General features: G+C 36.8%; 21 protein-coding genes and 1 riboswitch. Of the genes, 16 read left to right on the top strand and 5 right to left on the bottom strand.

Translation table 11 applies throughout. From position 1 onward, the window contains the following. Positions 1-60: 60 nt before the first annotated feature. The 3 genes from PCY10_RS02760 to PCY10_RS02750 are packed head-to-tail and all read right to left on the bottom strand — an operon-like array spanning position 61 to position 2,878. Positions 61-1,305: an NAD(P)H-dependent oxidoreductase gene (locus tag PCY10_RS02760; protein ID WP_125455301.1), complete on the bottom strand. Its 1,245-nt coding sequence runs from the start codon at positions 1,303-1,305 to the stop codon at positions 61-63. Positions 1,306-1,320: 15 nt separating this feature from the next. Continuing rightward, positions 1,321-1,929, bottom strand: a complete 609-nt coding sequence (locus PCY10_RS02755) for an NADPH-dependent FMN reductase (protein WP_117276169.1) — start codon at positions 1,927-1,929, stop codon at positions 1,321-1,323. A gap of 19 nt (positions 1,930-1,948) precedes the next feature. Continuing rightward, complete coding sequence (locus PCY10_RS02750; RefSeq protein ID WP_117276170.1) at positions 1,949-2,878, bottom strand: FAD:protein FMN transferase; 930 nt, start codon at positions 2,876-2,878, stop codon at positions 1,949-1,951. Between the two features lie 297 nt (positions 2,879-3,175). Here PCY10_RS02750 and nox point away from each other — a divergent pair, with 297 nt between their 5' ends. The 8 genes from nox (at position 3,176) to PCY10_RS02710 (ending at position 13,158) form a co-directional block, all read left to right on the top strand. Next, positions 3,176-4,549, top strand: a complete 1,374-nt coding sequence (gene nox / locus PCY10_RS02745) for a H2O-forming NADH oxidase (protein WP_117282892.1) — start codon at positions 3,176-3,178, stop codon at positions 4,547-4,549. Positions 4,550-4,689: 140 nt separating this feature from the next. Next, positions 4,690-6,249 (top strand): ClC family H(+)/Cl(-) exchange transporter, encoded by a 1,560-nt coding sequence (locus PCY10_RS02740; RefSeq protein ID WP_301558790.1) that lies wholly within the window; start codon positions 4,690-4,692, stop codon positions 6,247-6,249. Positions 6,250-6,362: 113 nt separating this feature from the next. Then, entirely contained in the window at positions 6,363-7,139 is a 777-nt protein-coding gene (locus tag PCY10_RS02735; RefSeq protein WP_247953914.1) for a hypothetical protein, read from the top strand. Beyond that, positions 7,139-8,323 (top strand): DUF1266 domain-containing protein, encoded by a 1,185-nt coding sequence (locus tag PCY10_RS02730; protein WP_301558789.1) that lies wholly within the window; start codon positions 7,139-7,141, stop codon positions 8,321-8,323. The genes PCY10_RS02735 and PCY10_RS02730 overlap by 1 nt, the downstream gene beginning before the upstream one ends. A 382-nt stretch (positions 8,324-8,705) precedes the next feature. Beyond that, positions 8,706-9,689, top strand: a complete 984-nt coding sequence (gene guaC / locus PCY10_RS02725; protein ID WP_301558788.1) for a GMP reductase — start codon at positions 8,706-8,708, stop codon at positions 9,687-9,689. Further along, positions 9,685-9,780: riboswitch (purine riboswitch) on the top strand. Its footprint overlaps the gene before it by 5 nt. Before the next feature lie 96 nt (positions 9,781-9,876). Continuing rightward, positions 9,877-10,458: a xanthine phosphoribosyltransferase gene (locus PCY10_RS02720; RefSeq protein ID WP_021002728.1), complete on the top strand. Its 582-nt coding sequence runs from the start codon at positions 9,877-9,879 to the stop codon at positions 10,456-10,458. Next, positions 10,458-11,723 (top strand): nucleobase:cation symporter-2 family protein, encoded by a 1,266-nt coding sequence (locus PCY10_RS02715; protein WP_301558787.1) that lies wholly within the window; start codon positions 10,458-10,460, stop codon positions 11,721-11,723. The genes PCY10_RS02720 and PCY10_RS02715 overlap by 1 nt, the downstream gene beginning before the upstream one ends. Before the next feature lie 97 nt (positions 11,724-11,820). Further along, on the top strand, positions 11,821-13,158 hold the full coding sequence (locus PCY10_RS02710; RefSeq protein ID WP_301558786.1) for an MATE family efflux transporter: 1,338 nt from the start codon (positions 11,821-11,823) through the stop codon (positions 13,156-13,158). Between the two features lie 76 nt (positions 13,159-13,234). Here PCY10_RS02710 and PCY10_RS02705 read toward each other — a convergent pair whose 3' ends face one another. Further along, entirely contained in the window at positions 13,235-13,435 is a 201-nt protein-coding gene (locus tag PCY10_RS02705) for a 4-oxalocrotonate tautomerase (protein ID WP_225791044.1), read from the bottom strand. A 104-nt stretch (positions 13,436-13,539) separates the two neighbouring features. On the opposite strand from PCY10_RS02705, the gene PCY10_RS02700 reads away from it, so the two are divergent. The 8 genes from PCY10_RS02700 to PCY10_RS02665 all read left to right on the top strand — a co-directional run bounded on the left by PCY10_RS02700 (position 13,540) and on the right by PCY10_RS02665 (position 20,481). After that, complete coding sequence (locus tag PCY10_RS02700; RefSeq protein WP_301558785.1) at positions 13,540-14,145, top strand: thymidine kinase; 606 nt, start codon at positions 13,540-13,542, stop codon at positions 14,143-14,145. Next, positions 14,142-15,221: a peptide chain release factor 1 gene (prfA, locus tag PCY10_RS02695; RefSeq protein WP_301558784.1), complete on the top strand. Its 1,080-nt coding sequence runs from the start codon at positions 14,142-14,144 to the stop codon at positions 15,219-15,221. Before PCY10_RS02700 ends, prfA begins: the two co-directional genes overlap by 4 nt. Continuing rightward, positions 15,221-16,051 (top strand): peptide chain release factor N(5)-glutamine methyltransferase, encoded by an 831-nt coding sequence (gene prmC / locus PCY10_RS02690; protein WP_301558783.1) that lies wholly within the window; start codon positions 15,221-15,223, stop codon positions 16,049-16,051. The genes prfA and prmC overlap by 1 nt, the downstream gene beginning before the upstream one ends. After that, positions 16,044-16,646 (top strand): L-threonylcarbamoyladenylate synthase, encoded by a 603-nt coding sequence (locus tag PCY10_RS02685; protein WP_301558782.1) that lies wholly within the window; start codon positions 16,044-16,046, stop codon positions 16,644-16,646. The genes prmC and PCY10_RS02685 overlap by 8 nt, the downstream gene beginning before the upstream one ends. Positions 16,647-16,682: 36 nt before the next feature. Then, positions 16,683-17,939, top strand: a complete 1,257-nt coding sequence (glyA, locus tag PCY10_RS02680) for a serine hydroxymethyltransferase (protein WP_125455293.1) — start codon at positions 16,683-16,685, stop codon at positions 17,937-17,939. Position 17,940: 1 nt separating this feature from the next. Next, the gene (locus PCY10_RS02675; RefSeq protein ID WP_021002721.1) at positions 17,941-18,915 is read left to right on the top strand and encodes a nucleoid-associated protein; all 975 of its coding nucleotides are present in this window, start codon (positions 17,941-17,943) and stop codon (positions 18,913-18,915) included. Positions 18,916-18,918: 3 nt separating this feature from the next. Then, positions 18,919-19,521: a lysozyme family protein gene (locus tag PCY10_RS02670; protein ID WP_020998639.1), complete on the top strand. Its 603-nt coding sequence runs from the start codon at positions 18,919-18,921 to the stop codon at positions 19,519-19,521. 111 nt (positions 19,522-19,632) lie between these two features. After that, positions 19,633-20,481 (top strand): alpha/beta hydrolase, encoded by an 849-nt coding sequence (locus tag PCY10_RS02665; protein WP_020998637.1) that lies wholly within the window; start codon positions 19,633-19,635, stop codon positions 20,479-20,481. Between the two features lie 328 nt (positions 20,482-20,809). On the opposite strand, the gene guaA is transcribed toward PCY10_RS02665, so the two are convergent. Further along, a complete protein-coding gene (guaA, locus tag PCY10_RS02660) occupies positions 20,810-22,369 on the bottom strand; it encodes a glutamine-hydrolyzing GMP synthase (protein WP_048786581.1) in 1,560 nt (519 codons plus the stop codon). Positions 22,370-22,451: the final 82 nt, after the last annotated feature.

The following is a 22,451-nucleotide window of genomic DNA, read 5'->3' as shown; positions in this document are numbered from 1 at the left end:
TCTTTTGCACAGAAAAAAGGATGAGACAAAATTGCTCAACCTTTTTTTGATTTCTTTAGATCAATGACTGGAAGCAGCAGAAGTAGCATCTGCTTCACCCGTACTGTCGCTGTGACTACCTGCATCCGAAGCACCAGAAGTAGTGTCTGCACTCACATTTTCTCCTGTAGGAGCAAATGGTCCGTTTCCACCAACTAAACGTTGACCAGTCGTTTCTAAGTACCATTCTAACCACGGTCTAAAATTGAAGACAATTTCATTAATACCTGCGTAAGAACCATCTGGATAATACATAGCCTGATAGTTATGTGTATTTAAAACCGTTGAGCTTGGATTTGGAATTAAAGTGCGAACATACTCTTGGTTTCCATTACGCAACGTACCCACAACCCATTCAACGTTTTTCATTCTACTAGCTGGGAGTGAATTGTGAACAGTAGATAAGCGATTTCCGGATTGTGATGGTACACGTTTTGCCAGCATCGTATCAGGATCTTGATGCGCATTGTTATAATAGAGGAATTGATTATTATCATCGGCATAAGTCAGTTCAAACGGCATGGACTTCAAAAACATATTGATTTGATCGACTGTCAAAATACCATGATCCAGTTTTACATAAGTATCTCCTGACACAGCGCCAACCATAGCAGCAGCTTTTTCAACCCATTCAGGATCGTCTGGATCAATACCTTGAATTGTTGTCGCAATAGGATTAGTAACATCCAAGTCTTCTGGTTCAATTGGTTTTGGTTTTTTCAATTTTGAAACGACCTCTACATATTTCATAAAATTATCTAAGCAGATTTCAAGAAATGCAACAGTTCCTTCGTTGCTGATGTTTCCCTCTTCATCAAAGGCCTCTTTGGCTTTTCCAAGCAAAAATTCATTCCCCGGAAGAGTATAAGCATTAACACCTGGGGCATCAAGTATTTTTCGTAAATGTACTTGTGCACGCGAAGTTCCTTGGTCATAGTAAGAAGCTCCTACAATCATAACCGGTTTATTTTCAAATGGATGAACTTCAAATGACAGCCATTCAAGTACACTTTTAAGAGCAGCAGTAATTGTATGATTATGTTCAGGAGTAGCGATAATGACCCCATCCGCACGAGTGATTTTATTGTACAGGAGACGTAGTTGGAAAGATTCATCCCACTTTTCGTCTTGGTTAAACATTGGAACTTCATCAATTTCCAAGACTTCCAATTCAAATTTTAATTTAAAATGTTTTCTGATAAATTCTAATAATTTACGATTATATGATTGTCCTGCATTTGAGCCTACAATTCCTACAAATTTCATTACGTCATTCTCCTTTTACAAGTTTTCCCAGTCAAAGTTTTCAGCTTCTTTGTGCAATAATTCCTGAGCACTGGACAATTTTTCGGTAATTTTCACAAAAAGCCGGAAATCATTAAAGAGTGCATCCAATTTCTGAATGGTGTCTAGGTCAATGAGGTTACCTTCTTTATCGAATGCCTGCAGAGAATGTGACAACAAAAATTCAGAGCCAGGCATAACGGAAGCTTTTAACTCAGGGGCATCCAAAATCTGACGAAGTTGTAATTGTGCACGAGACGACCCCAAAGTTCCGTAGGAAGCGCCTGTAATCATTACAGGTTTATTAATCATGGGATAAATGCCATAAGATAACCAAGCCAGAGCGCTCATGAGCGAAGCTGGGATGGAGTGGTCATATTCGGGCGTTCCAATAATCACACCATCAGCGGCTTTTATTTTTTCAGCAATTTCCATTACAATAGTTGGAAGTTTTTTATCTGCAGGCTTATTGAATAGAGGGAAATCCTTGATTTCCACTAGTTCAATTGCTGCTTTATCCGCAAAATGTTTTTGCATATATTGTAGTAGCTGGCGATTAGTTGAGCGTTTTGAATTGGTGCCAACTAAACCGATGAGTTTTAACATAATCATTTCCTTTCCAACATTAAAAGAGAAGCTCTGGCTTCAAACCAGAAGTGTAAAATAATTGATCATCTTTTGTGATTCCTAGCGCTTCAATCTCTTCTTCTTTTTCAACTTGTTCTAAAATAGAAGTTTGAGTTTCACCAAATAACCGTGTTGTCCAAATTTCTCCATCGACAGATCGATTAGATACTATCGTTAAACTAGCAACATCTGTGTCAACAGGATAGCCAGTTTTGCTATCAAGAATATGGTGATACGATTGTCCCTGTTTTTCAAGGGTTCGTTCATAAATTCCTGAAGTTACAACGGATTGATTCACTATAGGAAGAATAGCCACGTTATGTCCTCGCCTTAATTTAGGATGTTGGATTCCAATCCTCCAAGATCGCTTAGAAACTTGATTGCCTCCGAGAGTCAGCACATTTCCTCCTAAGTTGATAAGCGCTGAAGTGACTCCTTCATTTCTCACAAATTCAATCACCTTATCAGCAATATAACCTTTTGCAACTGCGCCAAGGTCAATCTTCATTCCTTTTTCTGCCAAAAAAACACTAGAAGAAGCAGCATCTAACTTAATAGAAGTAGGGTCTATTAAAGAAAGACAGTGTTTAATTTCTTCTGTACTAGGAATTTTTGCATCCGGAAAGCCAATACGCCATGTTTGAACGAGTGGACCGATAGTAATGTTTAAATGACTCTTTCGAGCTAAACTGTGTTTCTTTCCCAACTCAATTAATTCAAATAATTCTGGATGCACCTGAACCCAATTTTTTCCAGCTTGATGATTGATTTTCATCAACTCAGAAGCGTCATCGTTTGCACTAAAGCGCTTTTCATAAAGGAAAAGAAGATGAACAACTTTATCAAGTAACAAGTCGGCTTGATGATGAAGAATTGAAATCGAAATCGTTGTCCCCATTAGGTGAACGGAGCGAGAGGTGAAATCCACTACATCACCTTCCTTCTGTAAATTTGAAATACAAATCTATTATAACACGAAGAGAACGTTTTCACAAACTATTTGTAGAAAATTTTCTGATAATTTCAATAAAATTAGTTGTCTGCCGCCCCAGATAAACTTCTAAATTTTAAAAAATTGAGATTTATAATGAAATCATTCATGAAAAGTTCTATTTTAGTGATAATAAATGTAATATTTTTCAGTTTTATGAGCAAATACATTGTAAACGCTAACATGTTCTGTTATAATGTTTGAGAAAATTAAAATTAAGGTAGGAATTGCTCTATGAGTAAAATTGTCGTTATCGGTGCCAATCATGCCGGCACAGCTTGTATCAATACGATGCTTGACAACTTTGGAAATGAAAATGAAATTGTTGTGTTTGATCAAAATTCCAATATTTCCTTTTTAGGATGTGGAATGGCGCTTTGGATTGGAAAACAAATTGACGGTCCAGAAGGTTTGTTCTATTCAGATAAAGAAAAGCTTGAAGCAAAGGGTGCAAAAGTTTATATGGAAACTCCTGTTTTGTCTGTTGATTACGACAAAAAAGAAGTGACTGCACTTGTAAATGGGCAAAAGCATGTAGAGTCTTATGAAAAATTGATTTTTGCGACAGGTTCACAACCAATTATTCCACCAATCAAAGGGATTGAAATTGTCGAAGGCAATCGTGAATTTAAAGCAACTATGGAAAATGTTCAATTTGTAAAATTGTATCAAAATTCTGCTGAAGTGATTGAAAAATTGAGAAACAACGAAGGCATCAAGCGCGTTGCCGTTGTCGGAGCTGGATACATTGGTGTAGAACTGGCAGAAGCTTTCGAACGCCTCGGAAAAGAAGTAACCTTAATTGATGTAGCAGATACTTGTCTTGCTGGCTACTACGATCGTGAATTATCTGATTTGATGAGTAAAAACTTAGCAGATCATGGCATTAAATTGGCTTATGGACAAACCGTGCAAGCAGTTGAAGGTTCTGACAAAGTTGAGCGTATTGTAACGGATAAAGAAACATTTGACATAGATATGGTCATTATGGCTGTTGGTTTCCGACCAAACACAGATCTTGGCGCTGGTAAAATTGAACTTTTCCACAACGGCGCATTCCTTGTTGATAAAAAACAAGAAACAAGTCTTTCAGGAGTTTATGCAATTGGTGACTGTGCGACAATTTATGACAATGCTCTAGATGATATGAGTTACATTGCACTTGCTTCTAATGCAGTACGATCAGGTATTGTCGGAGCCTACAACGCGACAGGGCATGAGTTAGAAGGAATTGGTGTGCAAGGTTCAAACGGTATTAATATCTACGATCTTAAAATGGTTTCAACTGGTTTGACCTTGGAAAAAGCAAAAGCTGCTGGCTACAATGCAGTCGAAACTGGCTTTAACGACCTTCAAAAGCCAGAATTTATCAAACACGATAACCATGAAGTAGCTATTCGCATTGTATTCGATAAAGATACACGTGTAATCCTTGGTGCACAAATAGCATCACACGAAGATATTTCAATGGGCATCCATCTCTTCTCACTTGCTATTCAAGAGAAAGTGACGATTGATAAATTGGCTTTGACCGATATTTTCTTCCTGCCTCATTTTAACAAACCTTATAATTATATTACGATGGCAGCACTGACGGCTGAAAAATAGAGATAAAATATTAAACTTACAAACCAGCTTTCGAACGAAACTGGTTTGATTTTTATTTAGAAATTCATTCTCTAAAACAACCTCCATCAATAAGAAAAATTTATGCTAAAATAGAAAGAGAACATATTTGGGAGGCTACGATGTCTATTCAGACACAAGAAGAAGTATCAAATACAAAGAAAGAATTCGCATTTACATCTAGTTCAATCATTCTGCAAGTCTCAAGAGGGATTTTAGTTGGGATTTTCGTGAGTGCAATTGTTGGTTCTTTTCGTTTTTTAATTGAAAAAGGGTTTCATATTATTCAATATTTCTATCAGCAAGGACTTGAACGGATTAGTTTATTTCCTTTTATTCTTCTGCTATTTTACGCTTGCGTGATTTGGATAAGCGCAAAATTAACAAAATCAGAAAGGGATATTAAAGGTTCTGGAATTCCGCAAGTTGAAGCAGAGCTAAAAGGGCTAATAAGCTTGTCTTGGTGGAGTGTCCTTTGGAAAAAGTACATTCTTGGCATTTTAGCTATTGCAAGTGGCTTGATGTTAGGGCGTGAAGGCCCCAGTATTCAGCTTGGAGCAATGGGAGGGAAAGGAATTGCCAGACATCTTCACTTAAGTCCTGTCGAAGAACGATCTCTGATTGCAAGCGGAGCAGCAGCAGGACTAGCGGCAGCTTTTAATGCCCCGATTGCAGGATTATTGTTTGTCATTGAAGAAGTCTATCATCATTTTTCTCGTTTCTTTTGGGTATCGTCTTTAGCGGCCAGTCTGACAGCGAATTTTGTTTCGCTCATAATCTTTGGATTAACTCCTGTATTAAATATGCCAGATGATATTCCGCTGATGGGTTTAGGGCAGTATTGGCTTTATTTGTTGTTGGGAATTTTTCTTGGTTTTTCTGGCTTTTTATATGAAAAAGTTGTTTTAGCTATGCCTCGGATTTACGATGTAATTGGGAGATATCTGAATCTTTCTCCACAATATTATCCCATTATAGCCTTCGTTTTCATCCTTCCAATAGGATATTTTCTTCCACAGCTTTTAGGCGGTGGCAATCAACTCGTTCTTTCTTTGACTAATCAACATTACTGGCTGATGCCATTAGTGATGTTTTTCATTATTCGCTTTATCTGGAGTATGATTAGCTATGGTAGTGGTCTTCCTGGTGGTATTTTTCTTCCTATTTTAACCTTAGGCTCTCTTTTAGGAGCAATTGCTGGTATTCTTTGTGTGAACTTAGGTTTCGTAACACAAGAGCAATTTCCAATTTTTATCATTTTAGGAATGAGTGGTTACTTTGGTGCCATTTCGAAGGCTCCGTTAACTGCTATCATTTTGGTGACTGAGATGGTTGGTGATATACGAAATCTTATGCCCCTCGGATTGGTCACTCTAGTGGCATATGTTGTAATGGATTTACTGGGTGGAGCACCTGTGTATGAAGCTATGCTAGAGAGAATGCTTCCAGATAGTCTATCAGATAATAGTGAGACGACACTTATTGAAATCCCTGTTTCTGAAAAAATAGCTGGTAAGCAAGTTCATGAGTTGGAGTTACCAAGAGGTATCTTGATTACAATGCAACAGCACAATGGGAAAAATCAGACAGTGAATGGTAGCACGCGCCTTTATCTGGGAGATATGATTTATGTAGTTGTAAAAAAATCAGACATCGGTCGAATTAAGGACATATTACTATAGAGTATTGTATTAAATAAAAGATGATAATGAATAAGGTGGCGATTTATTTTATTTTTTGCTAATAAACAAGCAAAATGTTATATTAAAAACATAAAAAACTTTAGGAGGACAATATGTCAACTTCAACACCAAAAGGCACTGCCAAGCGCAGTTTCTATTTTACTTTTATGGCTTTTGCAGATATGTTCCTATTTACTTTTTTTGCTTTTATGATTACTAAATCACTTTTAGGAACCCTGGGAAATGGACGAGGTGCTTCTGACAGTGTCAAGATGATGCTTATCATCACTGTCTTTCTTGTCTGTATGTTGTTCGCTTCGGTTGGTCTCTATATCTTAAAAATATCACCCACTATCTATTATTATGAAGATGGATTTACCGTTGGAAAAAATGGCGAGAAGATTCTCTATCAAGGTCTTCAATATCATATTATTCCAGGTACAACACCAAATAAAATGCTTGGAATCCTCTACAAATCTGCTGGTAAAATGATTCGATTGAATGCGCATTTATATGCTTCAAGAAGTCTTGATATGCTTCAAGATGATGTGGTTGCTGCCAATCTACCACAAGATATGCAGAAAATTGAAAATGGTCAAACTATTGAATTCCGTGCTCTAAATCCAAATCGTGCTGGTGGACTGAAAACTATCAAAACCCTCGATAAAAAAATTGAGAACGGCATCAAAGTAAAAATCAATAAAGACAGCATTATATTTGATGATGAAGTGTATAAATGGGCAGAGTATACAGTTGTTTCAGATTATGCAGGGTTGATTGTTATTCTTGATGCTACAACAGATCGTAAAGTTTTAACTTTCGCAAATCACTATATGATTGAACAACCAAACGTCGTAACGAATATTATTAATATCCTTGGAGGTCGTTAATGCTCAGTTTCAAACAATGGAAGGAGCAATTTTACTGGAAAAGTCGCAAAGTAAATAAAATGTTAACTCTCCTTGGAGGCTTATTGGGACTGGCTGCAGCGACAGCTATACTGTATTCCTTTGCAGTTTCCAATGAAGTACATCCCCACTTGATTATTTTTGCCCTTCTTCCATGGCTAGGCATTATTTGGTTTTCCATTTTTGATAAGGGAGAAGCAAACAACTCTTCAGAAACTTATTGGAACGTTGGTAAGGAGGAAAGAAAATCAAAGTTTGACAAACCTATGCCTAGTTTGGATGGATTTGGCTTTGTGGTAGGACTTGTTTTTTCTTACTTTTCTATTTACTTGTCTGAGGTCCTTGCTTTGGCCTATACTCAGCAACAGACAGATTCAAAAGCAGATTTATTCTCTCTATTTATCGATAGTTTCGTCAATCTTTTAAAAGTGGATCGAGCTAATTATTACGTGTGGTATTACTGGATAGGTTTAACAATTGTTCTCTTTATTGCACTTGGTGGAACTGCACTTGTCACTTATATTTACAGTAAAACACATCTAACACCTGGTCGTAAGCTAACAGACACAGAAAAAGCAAAATTGGCTTATGGAGCTGTCCTGTTTACTAGAAACGGCCTATCTTATGATTACCTATTGGGCTATCTACCAACTGGACGAATTTCCGTTAAAGATGCAAAACAGATGCTGGCAGTAGATTGGGATATCTATAATAAACAGGATGTTTTACAAACTGTGACAGATTTACTGGCAGACAATTTCATCAACGGTTTAGATCAATTGTTGAAGGATATTCGTTCTGGTGAAGCCAATATAGACGACCAAGCTGTGTACGATGATATTGTCAATAACCTCATTGCTCATTATCAATATACCGATGTAGACTTAGGAAAGATTCAAACTTTAAAAGCATGGAACTATGACCGTTTGGTCAATTTGCTGCGTTATGCCTACGTAGCGAAATACATTTCTGAACAAGAAATGTGGACTGCCATCGATCAAGCTATCGTCGGTGCAAAGCGACATTATCACAATTGGAGGCAATATTTTGCTGCAGTATTACTCGGCAGAAGTCTTGGATGGGGCGGCGATTTCGAGAGCAATCGGATCGTTGCTATGAAATTATTAAACAATCCAAACAGTATTTATAAACAATATCCATTTTAAAACTCCAGCGATAGAAATTCTTACTATCGCTGGAGTTTTAATTTTCGACTACAATTCAGATTAGTGACTCTTGTGATATACATAGGTTGTAATGGATTTATCTCTCAGACAGTTAATGACAACACACGTTTTTGTCTGAGAGATATGATTTATAATAGTCGTAAAACAATCAGATATTGGATGCACTGAAAATTTATTGTTATAAAAAGAGAATAGTTGCTTTTTAATGTTTTTCAGAAATACCGAACGATAAAATAGTTTTTGCTGTATTTTATTGTAATATATGTATATTGTGTTATAATGTCAAAGGAAACGTCAGGAAAGACGTAGCGATGCGAAAGCATAGGTAGGTCATTTTTGCATACAACTTAAGGAGAGTGACATGCTGAACGAATTTCCTATTTTTGATTATGAAGACATTCAATTGATTCCTAATAAATGTATCCTCAAAAGTCGGTCAGAAGCTGACACAACCGTTACTTTTGGAGATCACACCTTTAAACTTCCTGTTGTTCCGGCTAATATGCAAACAATTCTGGATGAAGATACTGCAGAAAAGCTAGCTAAATGTGGTTATTTTTATATTATGCATCGTTTCGACGAAGCTAGTCGTCTTCCATTCGTTAAACGTATGCATGAGCAAGGTTTGATTGCCTCTATTTCGGTTGGCGTGAAAGATTATGAATATGATTTCATTAGTCAATTGAAAACAGACGCTCCAGAATATATCACGATTGATATTGCTCATGGGCATTCAGACAGTGTCATTGAAATGATTCAACACATAAAAAAAGAATTACCTAATACCTTTGTGATCGCAGGGAATGTTGGGACACCAGAAGCTGTTCGTGAACTGGAAAATGCTGGAGCAGATGCCACAAAAGTTGGGATTGGACCTGGGAAAGTTTGCATCACAAAAGTGAAGACCGGATTTGGGACAGGTGGTTGGCAGCTAGCGGCTCTTCGCTGGTGCGCAAAAGCTGCTCGCAAGCCGATTATTGCAGACGGTGGTATTCGCACACATGGCGATATTGCTAAATCTATTCGCTTTGGTGCTACCATGGTAATGATTGGTTCTCTCTTTGCAGGTCATATTGAAAGTCCAGGTCAAACAGTTGAAGTAAATGGTGAACAGTTTAAAGAATATTATGGTTCTGCTTCTGAATACCAAAAAGGCGCTTATAAAAATGTGGAAGGAAAGAAAATCGTTTTACCTGTTAAAGGACATCTTTCGGATACGTTAATTGAAATGGAGCAAGATTTACAAAGTGCTATTTCCTATGCTGGTGGAAAAGATTTAGCTGGTCTGAGGCACGTGGACTATGTCATTGTGAAAAATTCCATTTGGAATGGTGATATACATTAATAATAGAATCATTACTTATTTATATTATGAATTTGGCATAATGTTTCTACAAGGTACCTAATACCTAACAATAAGTAAGTCTTCAAATTTCTTGCTAAATTAGAGCAAGGAATTTTACATTCAATTGCTTAACCAATTGTTTTAGGCTTGCTTTCGGCAAGCTTTTTATTTTTTAAAGGGAGATTTTATGAAATTATTAGAAGAACGTATTCTAAAAGATGGGCATGTTTTAGGAGAAAATATTTTAAAAGTGGATTCATTTCTTACTCATCAAGTTGATGCAAACTTAATGAGAGAAATTGGAAAAGCATTCGCTACCTATTTCAAATCTACCGGCATTACAAAAGTTGTGACAATTGAAGCATCTGGTATAGCACCTGCCATTTATACAGCTGAAGCACTGGGTGTTCCGATGATTTTTGCGAAAAAGTCAAAAAATATCACTATGACGGAGGGGATTTTAACGGCAGAAGTTTATTCTTTTACCAAGCAAGTAACGAGCACCATCTCGATTGCGGGGAAATTCTTAAATCGCCAGGACAAAGTTCTTATTATCGATGATTTCTTAGCGAATGGACAGGCTGCTAAGGGCCTTATCGAGATTATTGAGCAATCAGGTGCCTCTGTAGAAGCGATTGGTATTGTCATTGAAAAATCATTCCAAGAAGGTAGAAAGTTACTAGAAGAAGATAAGCGAAAAGTCGTTTCTTTAGCTCGTATTCAAAAATTTGAAAATAGAAAAATTGTATTTATGGAGGCCGATGCATAATGAATTATAAAGAAAAAAAGCACTCACAAGCGGCTATCTTAGGTTTGCAACACTTATTAGCGATGTATTCAGGGTCAATCCTTGTCCCTATCATGATTGCTAGTGCATTAGGCTATTCGAGTCAACAGCTGACCTACCTTATTTCTACAGATATTTTCATGTGTGGTGTGGCAACATTTTTACAATTACAACTCAATAAATATTTTGGCATCGGCTTGCCAGTCGTACTTGGGGTCGCTTTCCAATCGGTTGCCCCTTTGATCATGATTGGTCAAAAACATGGAAGTGGAGCTATGTTTGGAGCACTCATCGTCTCTGGTGTTTACGTTCTTTTGATTGCAGGATTTTGTTCTAAAATTGCTAATTTTTTTCCAGCAATTGTGACAGGATCAGTAATTACAACCATCGGATTGACACTCATTCCAGTTGCCATTGGTAATATGGGAAATAACAGTGAAAAACCAACTGCCCAAAGCTTATTGTTAGCTGCTGTTACAATTTTAATAATACTTCTGGTAAATATCTTCGCAAAAGGCTTTCTCAAGTCCATTGCCATTTTGATTGGTTTAATGGTCGGAACAATTGTTGCTAGCTGTATGGGCTTAGTAGATTTTACTCCAGTAACTCAAGCACCTCTTATGCACGTTCCAACACCGTTTTATTTTGGGATTCCCAAGTTTGAGTTTTCATCAATCATCATGATGTGTATCATCGCAACCGTTTCTCTGGTTGAATCAACAGGCGTTTATTTTGCGCTTTCAGATATTTCAAAGGAAACACTAGACAGCACTCGCCTGCGAAATGGTTATCGAGCAGAAGGAATTGCTGTACTGTTGGGCGGTATTTTCAACACGTTCCCATATACAGGATTTTCACAAAATGTTGGTTTAGTCAAACTTTCTGGAATTAAAACACGTCTTCCAATCTATTATGCAGCAAGCTTTCTTATCTTGTTAGGATTACTACCAAAATTCGGAGCTTTAGCACAAATTATTCCAAGCTCTGTACTTGGTGGCGCTATGCTTATCATGTTTGGTTTTGTTTCAGTTCAGGGAATGCAAATACTAGCACGAGTTGATTTTGAACACAATGAGCATGATTTCTTGATTGCTGCTGTATCTATTTCTGCTGGAGTCGGCTTAAATGGAAGTAATCTTTTTAACAGCCTACCAACTGGCTTGCAAATGTTTTTCTCAAACGGAATTGTCATGGCAAGTGTAATTGCAATTGTCTTAAACCTTATTTTAAATCATAAGAAGAAATAAAGTTCGACAAGACTAGGAAGATTTTCTCCTAGCCTTTTTGACTATTCCAATTGCTTATAGTATAGTTAAGAGAGAAAGAACTGTTTGAGGAGATTTTATGTACCAAACTCGCAATTTAAAAGAACGAATGATATTATTCGTCTCAATTTTTTTGCCAATTTTGATTTATCAACTTGCCAATTTTTCAGCCTCTTTTGTAGACACAACAATGACAGGACATTACAATACTTTGCATCTAGCTGGAGTTTCAATGGCGACTAGTTTATGGAGTCCTTTCTTTACTTTTCTAACTGGCATTGTCTCAGCTTTGGTTCCGATTATTGGGCATCATTTAGGACAAAAACGAGAAGAAAAAGTCGCTTCTGATTTTTATCAGTTTATTTATTTGTCTCTTGGCTTATCTCTTCTCTTGTTCGGACTCGTATTTTTAGGTGGGCCGCTGGTTCTGTCCAATATGAGTTTAGAACCTTTAGTAGCAAAAGTTGCTATACATTATCTCTGGTATTTAGCGTTTGGAATTATCCCACTAGTTTTATTTAGTGTTGTTCGCTCTATATTAGATGCTTTAGGTTTGACGAGACTATCTATGTATCTAATGTTACTTCTGTTGCCATTGAATGCTAGCTTTAACTATATTCTAATTTATGGTACTTTTGGATTTCCAGAAATGGGTGGAGCAGGAGCAGGGTTAGGCACTTCATTGGCCTACTGGGTACTGCTAATTCTTTCAATAGTCGTTGCAAAAAGACACTCTAAAATCAAAAAATATCAATTATGGAAAATTCGTCCTTTGGACAAAAAAGGGTTGCTGGAAGGCATGCGCCTAGGTTTTCCTATTGGAGGGACCGTTTTTGCAGAAGTTGTGATATTTTCAGTTGTCGGTTTACTCATGGCAAAATTTTCTTCATTAGTCATTGCCAGTCACCAATCTGCTATTAATTTTTCAAATCTTATGTATGCTTTTCCCATGAGCATTTCTAATGCAATGGCGATTATCGTATCTTACGAAATTGGTGCTCAACGACTGGATGTTGTGAGAAAATATTGTACTCTTGGGAGAGTGACCGCACTGGGATTTGCTATGTTCACACTGACATTTTTATATCTTTTTCGTCATCAAGTCGCTTCATTGTATGGAACGAACAAAGAATTCATTCGTCTGACATCTGTTTTCTTAACTTATAGTTTGTTTTTTCAATTAGCAGATACTTTTGCAGCGCCTCTACAAGGAATTTTACGCGGTTATAAGGATACAAAAGTGCCATTTCATTTGGGATTGATTGGTTATTGGGGGGTGGCATTGCCGATTGGATTACTATTAGATCACATCACAAATTTAGGTCCCTTTGCTTATTGGTTTGGCTTAATTGTCAGTCTGGTTGTTAGTGGCATTTTATATCAACTCCGACTTAATCATATTCAAAAAAGAAATTAGGTTATCTACCGCACATGCATTCTTACTATTTTGAAACAAAAAAGAATCTCAGATTTTTATCCAAGATTCTTTTTTGTTATTTTGTACGCATTTCTCCTTGGGGGAAATAACTTCCTTCCGGCATATCATTAATAATGACATGAACAGCAGATTGTGGTGCGCCAGTATTTTTCACGACAGCAGCAGTGATTTCTTTTGCAAGAGCTTTCTTTTGCTCTAAAGTGCGTCCTTCAAATAAATCAATTCTGACAAATGGCATTTCAGTTCTCCTTTTTATTTTTGATATTTTTATTTTATCACAAATTAGGTTTTAAAGAGTGTCAGAATATGGTAAAATAAGAAGTATTAAAAATTGGAGAAATTTGAAACGAATCAAGAAAAATGGCTCAATTATATTATAAATATGGCACGATGAATTCGGGCAAAACCATTGAAATTTTAAAAGTGGCACACAATTACGAAGAACAGGGCAAAGGTGTTGTTATCATGACGAGTGCACTTGATACACGTGATGGTTTCGGCATTGTTTCTAGTCGTATCGGCATGAAACGAAAAGCAATGGCAATAGCAGAAGATACTGATATTTTCCACTTCATTCAAGAAATTCCTGAAAAACCTTATTGTGTATTGATTGATGAAGCACAATTTCTATCTCGTCATCATGTCTATGACTTGGCGAAAGTGGTTGATGAATTAAATGTACCAGTTATGGCTTTTGGTTTAAAAAATGATTTCCAAAATGAGTTATTTGAAGGTTCTAAGTATCTCCTACTTTTAGCAGATAAGATTGATGAAATTAAAACGATTTGTCAATTTTGTTCTAAAAAGGCAACTATGGTATTAAGAACAACAAATGGTCAGCCGGTCTATGAGGGAGAACAGATTCAAATCGGTGGGAACGAAACCTATATCCCAGTCTGTCGGAAGCACTATTTCCGTCCAGAAATCGAGGAAATAAAGAATGAAAGAGAGAATAGCAAGCAATGAATATTTATGAACAGCTACAAGCCGTTGAAGATCGTTATGAAGAATTGGGAGAGCTTCTGAGTGATCCTGATATTGTCAGTAATACTAAGCGTTTCATGGAATTATCCAAAGAAGAGGCAAGCACGCGCGATACGGTAGCAGCTTATCGTGAATATAAAAGGGTTCTTCAAAATATTACAGATGCGGAAGAAATGATTAAAGATGCTACTGGCGACGCTGATTTGGAAGAAATGGCAAAGCAAGAACTCAAAGATGCGAAAATTGAAAAGGAAGAATATGAGGAAAAATTGAAAATTCTTCTTCTTCCAAAAGATCCAAACGATGATAAAAATATTATCTTAGAAATCCGTGGTGCAGCGGGAGGTGACGAAGCCTCACTTTTTGCTGGTGACCTCCTAACAATGTATCAAAAATACGCTGAATCACAAGGCTGGAAATTTGAAATCATGGAAGCCTCCATGAATGGAGTTGGGGGCTTCAAAGAAGTAGTAGCTATGGTTTCTGGGCAATCTGTATATTCCAAATTAAAATACGAATCAGGTGCCCACCGTGTACAGCGTGTCCCAGTGACAGAAAGCCAAGGACGAGTTCATACTTCAACAGCGACCGTCTTAGTTATGCCCGAAATCGAAGAAATAGAATACGATATTGATCCAAAAGATCTTCGAATTGATATTTATCATGCTTCTGGTGCTGGTGGTCAGAATGTCAATAAAGTTGCAACGGCCGTTCGGATCGTTCACTTGCCAACAAATATCAAAGTTGAAATGCAAGAAGAAAGAACGCAACAGAAGAATCGTGACAAAGCTATGAGGATTATCCGTGCACGCGTAGCTGACCATTTTGCGCAAATCGCACAAGACGAGCAAGATGCCGAGCGAAAATCGACCATCGGGACTGGGGATCGCTCAGAACGGATTCGTACCTATAATTTCCCACAAAATCGTGTGACAGACCATCGTATTGGTTTGACACTGCAAAAATTAGATACGATTTTAGCTGGAAAATTAGATGAAATCGTAGATGCTTTGGTATTGTATGATCAAACACAAAAATTAGAAGAACTGAATAAATAATGAAATTAGCTCAAATTCTTGCTGAAATGGAAATCGAGCTTGAAGCAGTTGGGGAAGAAGCAGAAAGCTTATCCTTTGCTTTTCGAGCCTTAAAAGACTTATCTTTCACCGAATTTGTGATGAAAATGCACACAGAAGCAGCAGTAGACGATGTAAAGTTACTAAAAGAAATTCAAACTCAATTATTAGCTCATAAACCTGCTCAATATATTATTGGTCATGCAGAATTTTTGGGCCGCTCCTTTAAAGTAGATGAACGTGTGCTGATTCCACGACCGGAAACTGAAGAATTAGTCACCCTCATTTTGGCTGAAAATCCTAATATCAATATTAAAATTTTAGATATTGGAACTGGAAGTGGAGTAATTGCTTTATCTTTAGCTGCTGAGCGTGATAATTGGCAGATTACAGCTTCTGATATTTCCCAAGATGCTCTGGATTTAGCGCAAGACAATGCAAAATCTATCAATGTAATGGTAGATTTTATTCAGTCTAATTGTTTTCAGAAGATTACGGGAAAGTATGATATTATTGTATCTAATCCACCTTATATTTCAGAGATAGATATAGAGGAAGTAGCGACAAACGTCCTTGCCTCAGAGCCACATCTTGCTCTTTTTGCCGAAGAAGATGGATATGCCGTTTATCGAAAAATTGCTGAAAGTGCCCCAAATCATTTAACAGAAAAAGGAAAGATTTATCTCGAAATTGGCTACAAACAAGGGGAAAAGGTCAAAAAAATCTTTGAGTCCACACTTCCCAAAATGAGAATTCGCATCTTACAAGATCAATTCGGAAAAGATAGAATGGTAGTGATAGATAATGGATAAAATTGAGGAAATACTGAGTGACGGAGGAGCAGTCGTGTTACCAACCGAAACGGTATATGGTTTATTTTGCAAAGCTCTAGATAAACAGGCTGTCAAACATGTTTATAACTTAAAAGGAAGACCTCGCAACAAAGCTTTGAACCTAAACGTTTCAAGTTTAGAAGATATTTATCAATTTTCTAAATATCAGCCTCAGTATCTAGAAAAGCTTTACCGAACTTTTCTACCGGGTCCTTTAACGATTATTTTACAAGCTAATGAACAAGTTCCGACTTGGGTAAATTCAGGTATGAAAACAGTTGGTTTTCGTGTTCCTAGCCATCCCAAAACTTTGGACTTGATTAGAAAATTTGGACCTCTCATTGGTCCGTCTGCAAATTTATCTGGAAAGAGTAGTGGAGTAAACTTTCAGCAAATTATGATAGAGTTCAACCATAAAGTTCTTGGTATAGAAGATGATATCTTTCTAACAGGTCAGGATTCAACTATTTTGGATTTATCTGGAGAAACCGCACATATTCTACGTCAAGGGGCTGTTACTCATGCAGAAATCCTTGCTAAAATTCCAGAAATCGGTTTTCAAAAAATCAACTAGTAGGTTTTGAACCATTTTGACAGAAGGGAGACTCTTATGATTTTTGACCATAAAGACTATAAAGAATATGATGGTGAGCTCTGGGAAGCTATTACTGCAGAAGAAAAACGTCAGCAAAACAATATTGAATTAATAGCTTCAGAAAATGTTGTTTCAAAAGCGGTTATGGCAGCACAAGGCTCTATTTTAACCAACAAATATGCAGAAGGTTATCCAGGTCATCGTTATTATGGTGGTACAAATGTTGTAGATGTGATTGAAACGTTAGCGATTGAACGTGCCAAGAAAATATTTGGAGCACAATTCGCTAATGTCCAACCTCACTCAGGTAGTCAAGCAAATTGTGCAGCTTATATGGCCTTAATCGAGCCAGGCGACACAGTAATGGGAATGGATCTTGCGGCAGGTGGACATTTGACACACGGTGCTGCTGTTAGCTTCTCTGGAAAAACCTACAACTTTGTACCTTACACTGTTGATTCTGAAACTGAATTATTAGATTTTGAGGCTATTTTGGCACAAGCTAAAGAAGTCAGACCCAAATTGATTGTTGCAGGAGCTTCTGCCTATTCACATATTATTGATTTTGCAAAATTTCGTGAAATTGCAGATACTGTCGGAGCAAAACTGATGGTAGATATGGCTCATATTGCTGGTTTAGTTGCTGCTGGTTTGCATCCAAGCCCAGTACCTTATGCACATATTACAACAACCACCACTCATAAAACTCTTAGAGGTCCTCGCGGAGGTCTCATTTTAACCAATGATGAAGAGTTAGCAAAAAAGATTAATTCTGCAATCTTCCCAGGAATTCAAGGGGGACCATTGGAGCACGTAGTAGCTGCTAAAGCAGCTGCTTTCAAAGAAGTATTAGATCCAGCTTTCAAAGTTTATGCTCAGCAGATTTTGGATAATGCTAAGGCAATGGTTCAAGTATTCCAGCAACATGCTAATTTCCGTGTCATTTCAGGTGGTACGGAGAATCATCTTTTTCTTGTGGATGTGACCAAAGTGGTTGAAAATGGAAAAATTGCTCAAGATTTATTGGATGATGTACACATTACCCTCAACAAAAACTCTATTCCTTATGAAACTTTATCGCCATTTAAAACAAGTGGAATTCGGATTGGAACTGCAGCTATTACTGCTCGTGGTTTTGGCGAAACAGAAAGTATTAAAGTAGCAGAATTGATTATTAAAACTTTAGAAAACGCTGATAATGAAACTATTTTAGAGCAAGTTCGTGCAGAAGTCAAAGGATTGACAGATACCTTTCCGCTATACGAGGTTTGAAATGGACATTTACATAAAAAAAGCTATTATTCATCAATTTAGTCCATCAGATACCGATCTTCTTTTAGCAGATAAATATCTCAATATTACTCCTAAAATTGAGGAATATCTCCGTAAGAAGATTGAACATGTCTATTCGGATGAAGCCAAAACGGGTATTTTTACCGAAGATAGTGTCTTTTTATCACATATTACAAAAGACCTTTTAGAAACATCCATCACAGTTGCCAATCTCTGGAAAGAAGAGTTTTCAGTGAGTGAAAATCAGAAAACCAACGATTTGATGTTTGTTCAATTTGACAAAGAAGGCGTTGAGCATTTTGCTTTTTTGCGCATTGCTTTGAGAGAAACATTCACTCACTTGGGTGGACAAGTGGACAATCCTATCAAGATTACCCAGAATAACTTGCCTGGATTTGGTACAGGTGCTGATGAGGCCTTGGTTATTAACCTTCAATCTCGTAAATACCATTTGATTGAAAAACGGATTAAATACAATGGGACTTTTTTCAATTATTTTTCTGATAGCCTGTTACAAGTCAAGCCTAAAACTTCACCTAAAAAATCTATTAAAGCCTTAGAAAAAACGGCTCAAAAAGTCGCAGAAAGTTTTAATCAGGATGATTTCCAATTTCAATCCAAGGTTAAATCGTCTATTTTCAAAAACTTAGAAGAAAACGATGAATTGTCGCCAGAAAAACTAGCTGATGAATTATTTGATAACAATCTTACAGCTCGCTTGACTTTTATAGATCGGGTAAAGGAAGTTATTCCAGAAACTGTTAAATTCGATGAAGTTGATAGTAGCCGTCAGAAGAAAAAATTTGAAAATCAAAAACTCTCCCTTTCAAATGGAATTGAACTCATTGTCCCCAATAACATCTATCAAGATGCAGAATCTGTAGAATTTATACAAAACGATAATGGAACTTATTCCATTCTCATCAAAAACATAGAAGATATTCAAAGTAAATAAATAATGTTCAAAATTCTTAGAAAACTGATTTTTCTTATCCTTTTAATCCTTGTCTGTTATAAGTTTATCCAAGTTCATCATGATGTTAAGCAGGTGATGAACTACCGTACCTTAGTGCGAGAAGTGCTAGATGAGCAGGATACTGTAGCCAATGAAGAACTTGTCCTTGCTATGATTTATACCGAAACAAAAGGTAAAGTTTCTGATGTTATGCAATCTAGTGAGAGTATGACAGGACAGAAAAATTCTATTTTAAATAATAAAGAAAGTATTCGACAAGGAGTTCAGACTTTATCCACTAATTTAAATCTAGCGCAAAAAAAGAGAGTAGATGTTTGGACCGCTGTACAAGCTTATAACTTTGGTCGCTCCTATATTGACTACATTGCAAAACACGGTGGAGAAAACACCATTGATTTAGCAAAAAAATACTCTAAAGATGTTGTCGCACCAAGTTTAGGAAACGTAACTGGGAAAACATATGCTTATTATCATCCCATTGCACTTTTACATGGTTCTAAACTCTATATCAATGGAGGAAATTTCTATTACTCTCGTCAAGTTCGGATGAATATGTATATCATGAAAGTGATGAATTGGTTTTAATAATCAAATCCCTAGTAGCTTCTCTGCTAGGGATTTTCAAACAAATCAATTGTCATTTATATTCTTACATGTTATACTTGAAAATATATCTCACAAAAGGAAATGCTAAATATGATGAAAAAAATAGCCTTAATTACGGGAATTTTAACAATTTTGCTTTCTATTTCTGTGTTTTTATTTTATCGTACTAAAGCAGAAGGTAAGTTAGATAAAAATAATAATTATGTTCAATCAACTACTCCAACGCTCTTCTTTCATGGTTATGGGAGTAGTGCTAATGCTGAACGACATATGACAGATGCAGCAAAAAAAGCAGGAGTAACAAAAACTGTTATTCGAGCAAATGTTGATAGGAATGGTCAGGTAACCTTGAAGGGAAACATCTCCAAAGGCGCTGTCAACCCAATCGTAGAAGTGAATTACGAAGATAATCGCAATCCTATTGATGTTGGTCGATATGCAAAAGCCGTGGTCAGCAAGCTACAAGAAAAGTATGGTTTTACAAAGATGAATATGGTGGGGCATTCTTTAGGAAATATGTCTATTTTGTATTATCTTCTAGATCATGGACAAGATGAGAAATTACCACAATTACAAAAGCAAGTCAATATTGCTAATTTTGCTGCCGGTTTAGAAGCTATGGGTTTATCTTCTGATGTAAAAGTTAATGAAGCAACAGGTCAGCCAAACCAAGTCACACAGATTTTTCAAAGATTATTACCATTACGTGAAGTTTTCCCGCAAAATCAAGTTGACGTGTTAAATATCTATGGAGATTACAAAAATGGATCAGATGGTTCTGTTTTAAACGCTTCATCTCGTAGCCTGAAGTACTTGGTTTCTGATAATGCAAAATCTTACCAAGAAAAGAAAATCACAGGTAAACTAGCGCAACATAGCCAACTACACGAAAATCCAGAAGTAGATAAGTTACTCATTCAATTTTTGTGGGGAAAATAAATTGATAAATTAAAAACCAAGTTTACTGTTTTGGATGTATTATAAGAACCAACTCTTGGGATGAATGACCTTGTAATGCAAAATTGCTTAGGACGACACCTGAACCGATACAGACATTATATACCAGTAGACACATGCTTGCATTTTTGTCCAAATGCTATGGCTACTATAAAAGACATAAGAAATCATATGTTGGAACAAATGATATTAACTAATAATAAAGTTAAGCAGATTATAAACTATCAAGAGAAAACATGACAGTTAATTTTTGTTGCTAACGACAAGAGAAAACCGCTGAAGACTTTACTTCATGCGGTTTTTATATTTATCATTCCCACTCAACCGTTGCTGGTGGCTTGCTAGTAATATCGTAGACAATACGATTAACATGAGCTACTTCATTGACGATACGAACAGAGATTTTTTGCAATACTTCCCAAGGAATTTTAGCAAAATCTGCAGTCATTCCATCAATAGAAGTAATAGCACGAATTGCAATAGTATAGTCATAAGTTCGACCATCTCCCATGACACCTACCGAACGAACACCAGTATTCACAGTGAAGTATTGCCAAATATCACGATCGAGTCCAGCTTTCACGATTTCTTCGCGAAGAATGGCATCAGATTCACGAACAGTTGTGAGTTTTTCTTCAGTAATCTCGCCCATAATACGAATGGCAAGTCCTGGGCCTGGGAATGGCTGACGCCAAACAATTTCATCTGGCATACCAAGTTCTGTACCAAGCGCACGAACTTCGTCTTTATAAAGTGTATTGAGAGGCTCAATCAGCTCAAACTGCATGTCTTCTGGCAGACCACCAACATTATGGTGAGACTTGATAGTTTGAGCAGTATCTGTACCAGATTCGATAACGTCAGTATAGAGCGTTCCTTGTGCGAGAAATTTTACATCTTTTAACTTGCTAGCTTCATCGTCAAAAACATAAACAAACTCATTACCAATGATTTTACGCTTTTGTTCTGGATCAGATACACCAGCTAATTTACCAAGGAAACGCTTGGCAGCATCTGCTTTAATAATATTAAGACCAAATTTCCCGCCAAGAGAATCCATAACTTGCTCCGCCTCTCCCTTACGAAGTAAGCCATGATCTACAAAAATACAGATAAGCTGGTCTCCAATAGCTTTTTGAAGGAGAACACCAACAACTGATGAATCGACACCACCCGATAGACCCAGAAGAACGCGTTTATCTCCAACAGTTTCTCGAATTTGCTTAATTTGCATATCAATAAAATTATCCATTGACCAAGCGCCTTTGGCTCCACAAATATTCAAAGCAAAGTTGCGAAGAATATCGTAGCCAAATTCTGAATGACGAACCTCAGGGTGGAACTGAATGCCGTAGATTTTCTTGGAGGTATTTTCAATAGCTGCAAATGGACAGTCGGCAGAAGTGCCGGTTCGTACAAACCCTTGAGGAATTTCTGTAACAGCGTCTCCATGACTCATAAGAACAATTTGTTGTTCAGGAGTGCTTGCAAACAGTTGTGAATCCGTATGAATGAGTTCTGACTGACCGTACTCACGATTTCCAGCGTTTCCTGCGGGTACAACTTTTCCACCTAATTTGTGAGTTAAAAGCTGCATGCCATAACAAATCCCTAAAATTGGAATGCCCAATTCCAAAATTTCAGGGTCAAGATCAAATGAACCTTCTTCATAAACAGAATTTGGTCCACCAGACAGGATAATTCCGACTGGATTTATTTCACGAACTTCAGCAGCTGTAATTTTATTACTTTTTAGTTCAGAAAAAACACCAATCTCGCGTATACGGCGTGAGATGAGTTGATTATATTGACTGCCATAATCCAATACAATGATTCTTTCAACATCTTGCAATTCAGTTGTAATTGTCATTTCTTCCCTTTCTCAAATGAAATTTCTTTGTTTATTCTAACACAAAATAGAGACTTTTTCCAATCCCATTGAGTGAGCATTG

Source organism: Streptococcus sp. SI1 (assembly GCF_030439945.1).
GTDB lineage: Bacteria > Bacillota > Bacilli > Lactobacillales > Streptococcaceae > Streptococcus > Streptococcus intermedius.
The sequence above is the reverse complement of the archived record's forward strand: the minus strand, read 5'-3'. Positions and strand labels throughout refer to the sequence as shown.

Coding starts and splice junctions, on each gene's coding strand:
- PCY10_RS02760 (WP_125455301.1), bottom strand. CDS start 1,305: ATGAAATTTGTAGGAATTGTAGGCTCAAATGCAGGACAATCATATAAT.
- PCY10_RS02755 (WP_117276169.1), bottom strand. CDS start 1,929: ATGTTAAAACTCATCGGTTTAGTTGGCACCAATTCAAAACGCTCAACT.
- nox (WP_117282892.1), top strand. CDS start 3,176: ATGAGTAAAATTGTCGTTATCGGTGCCAATCATGCCGGCACAGCTTGT.
- PCY10_RS02740 (WP_301558790.1), top strand. CDS start 4,690: ATGTCTATTCAGACACAAGAAGAAGTATCAAATACAAAGAAAGAATTC.
- PCY10_RS02735 (WP_247953914.1), top strand. CDS start 6,363: ATGTCAACTTCAACACCAAAAGGCACTGCCAAGCGCAGTTTCTATTTT.
- PCY10_RS02730 (WP_301558789.1), top strand. CDS start 7,139: ATGCTCAGTTTCAAACAATGGAAGGAGCAATTTTACTGGAAAAGTCGC.
- guaC (WP_301558788.1), top strand. CDS start 8,706: ATGCTGAACGAATTTCCTATTTTTGATTATGAAGACATTCAATTGATT.
- PCY10_RS02720 (WP_021002728.1), top strand. CDS start 9,877: ATGAAATTATTAGAAGAACGTATTCTAAAAGATGGGCATGTTTTAGGA.
- PCY10_RS02715 (WP_301558787.1), top strand. CDS start 10,458: ATGAATTATAAAGAAAAAAAGCACTCACAAGCGGCTATCTTAGGTTTG.
- PCY10_RS02710 (WP_301558786.1), top strand. CDS start 11,821: ATGTACCAAACTCGCAATTTAAAAGAACGAATGATATTATTCGTCTCA.
- PCY10_RS02700 (WP_301558785.1), top strand. CDS start 13,540: ATGGCTCAATTATATTATAAATATGGCACGATGAATTCGGGCAAAACC.
- prfA (WP_301558784.1), top strand. CDS start 14,142: ATGAATATTTATGAACAGCTACAAGCCGTTGAAGATCGTTATGAAGAA.
- prmC (WP_301558783.1), top strand. CDS start 15,221: ATGAAATTAGCTCAAATTCTTGCTGAAATGGAAATCGAGCTTGAAGCA.
- PCY10_RS02685 (WP_301558782.1), top strand. CDS start 16,044: ATGGATAAAATTGAGGAAATACTGAGTGACGGAGGAGCAGTCGTGTTA.
- glyA (WP_125455293.1), top strand. CDS start 16,683: ATGATTTTTGACCATAAAGACTATAAAGAATATGATGGTGAGCTCTGG.
- PCY10_RS02675 (WP_021002721.1), top strand. CDS start 17,941: ATGGACATTTACATAAAAAAAGCTATTATTCATCAATTTAGTCCATCA.
- PCY10_RS02670 (WP_020998639.1), top strand. CDS start 18,919: ATGTTCAAAATTCTTAGAAAACTGATTTTTCTTATCCTTTTAATCCTT.
- PCY10_RS02665 (WP_020998637.1), top strand. CDS start 19,633: ATGATGAAAAAAATAGCCTTAATTACGGGAATTTTAACAATTTTGCTT.
- guaA (WP_048786581.1), bottom strand. CDS start 22,369: ATGACAATTACAACTGAATTGCAAGATGTTGAAAGAATCATTGTATTG.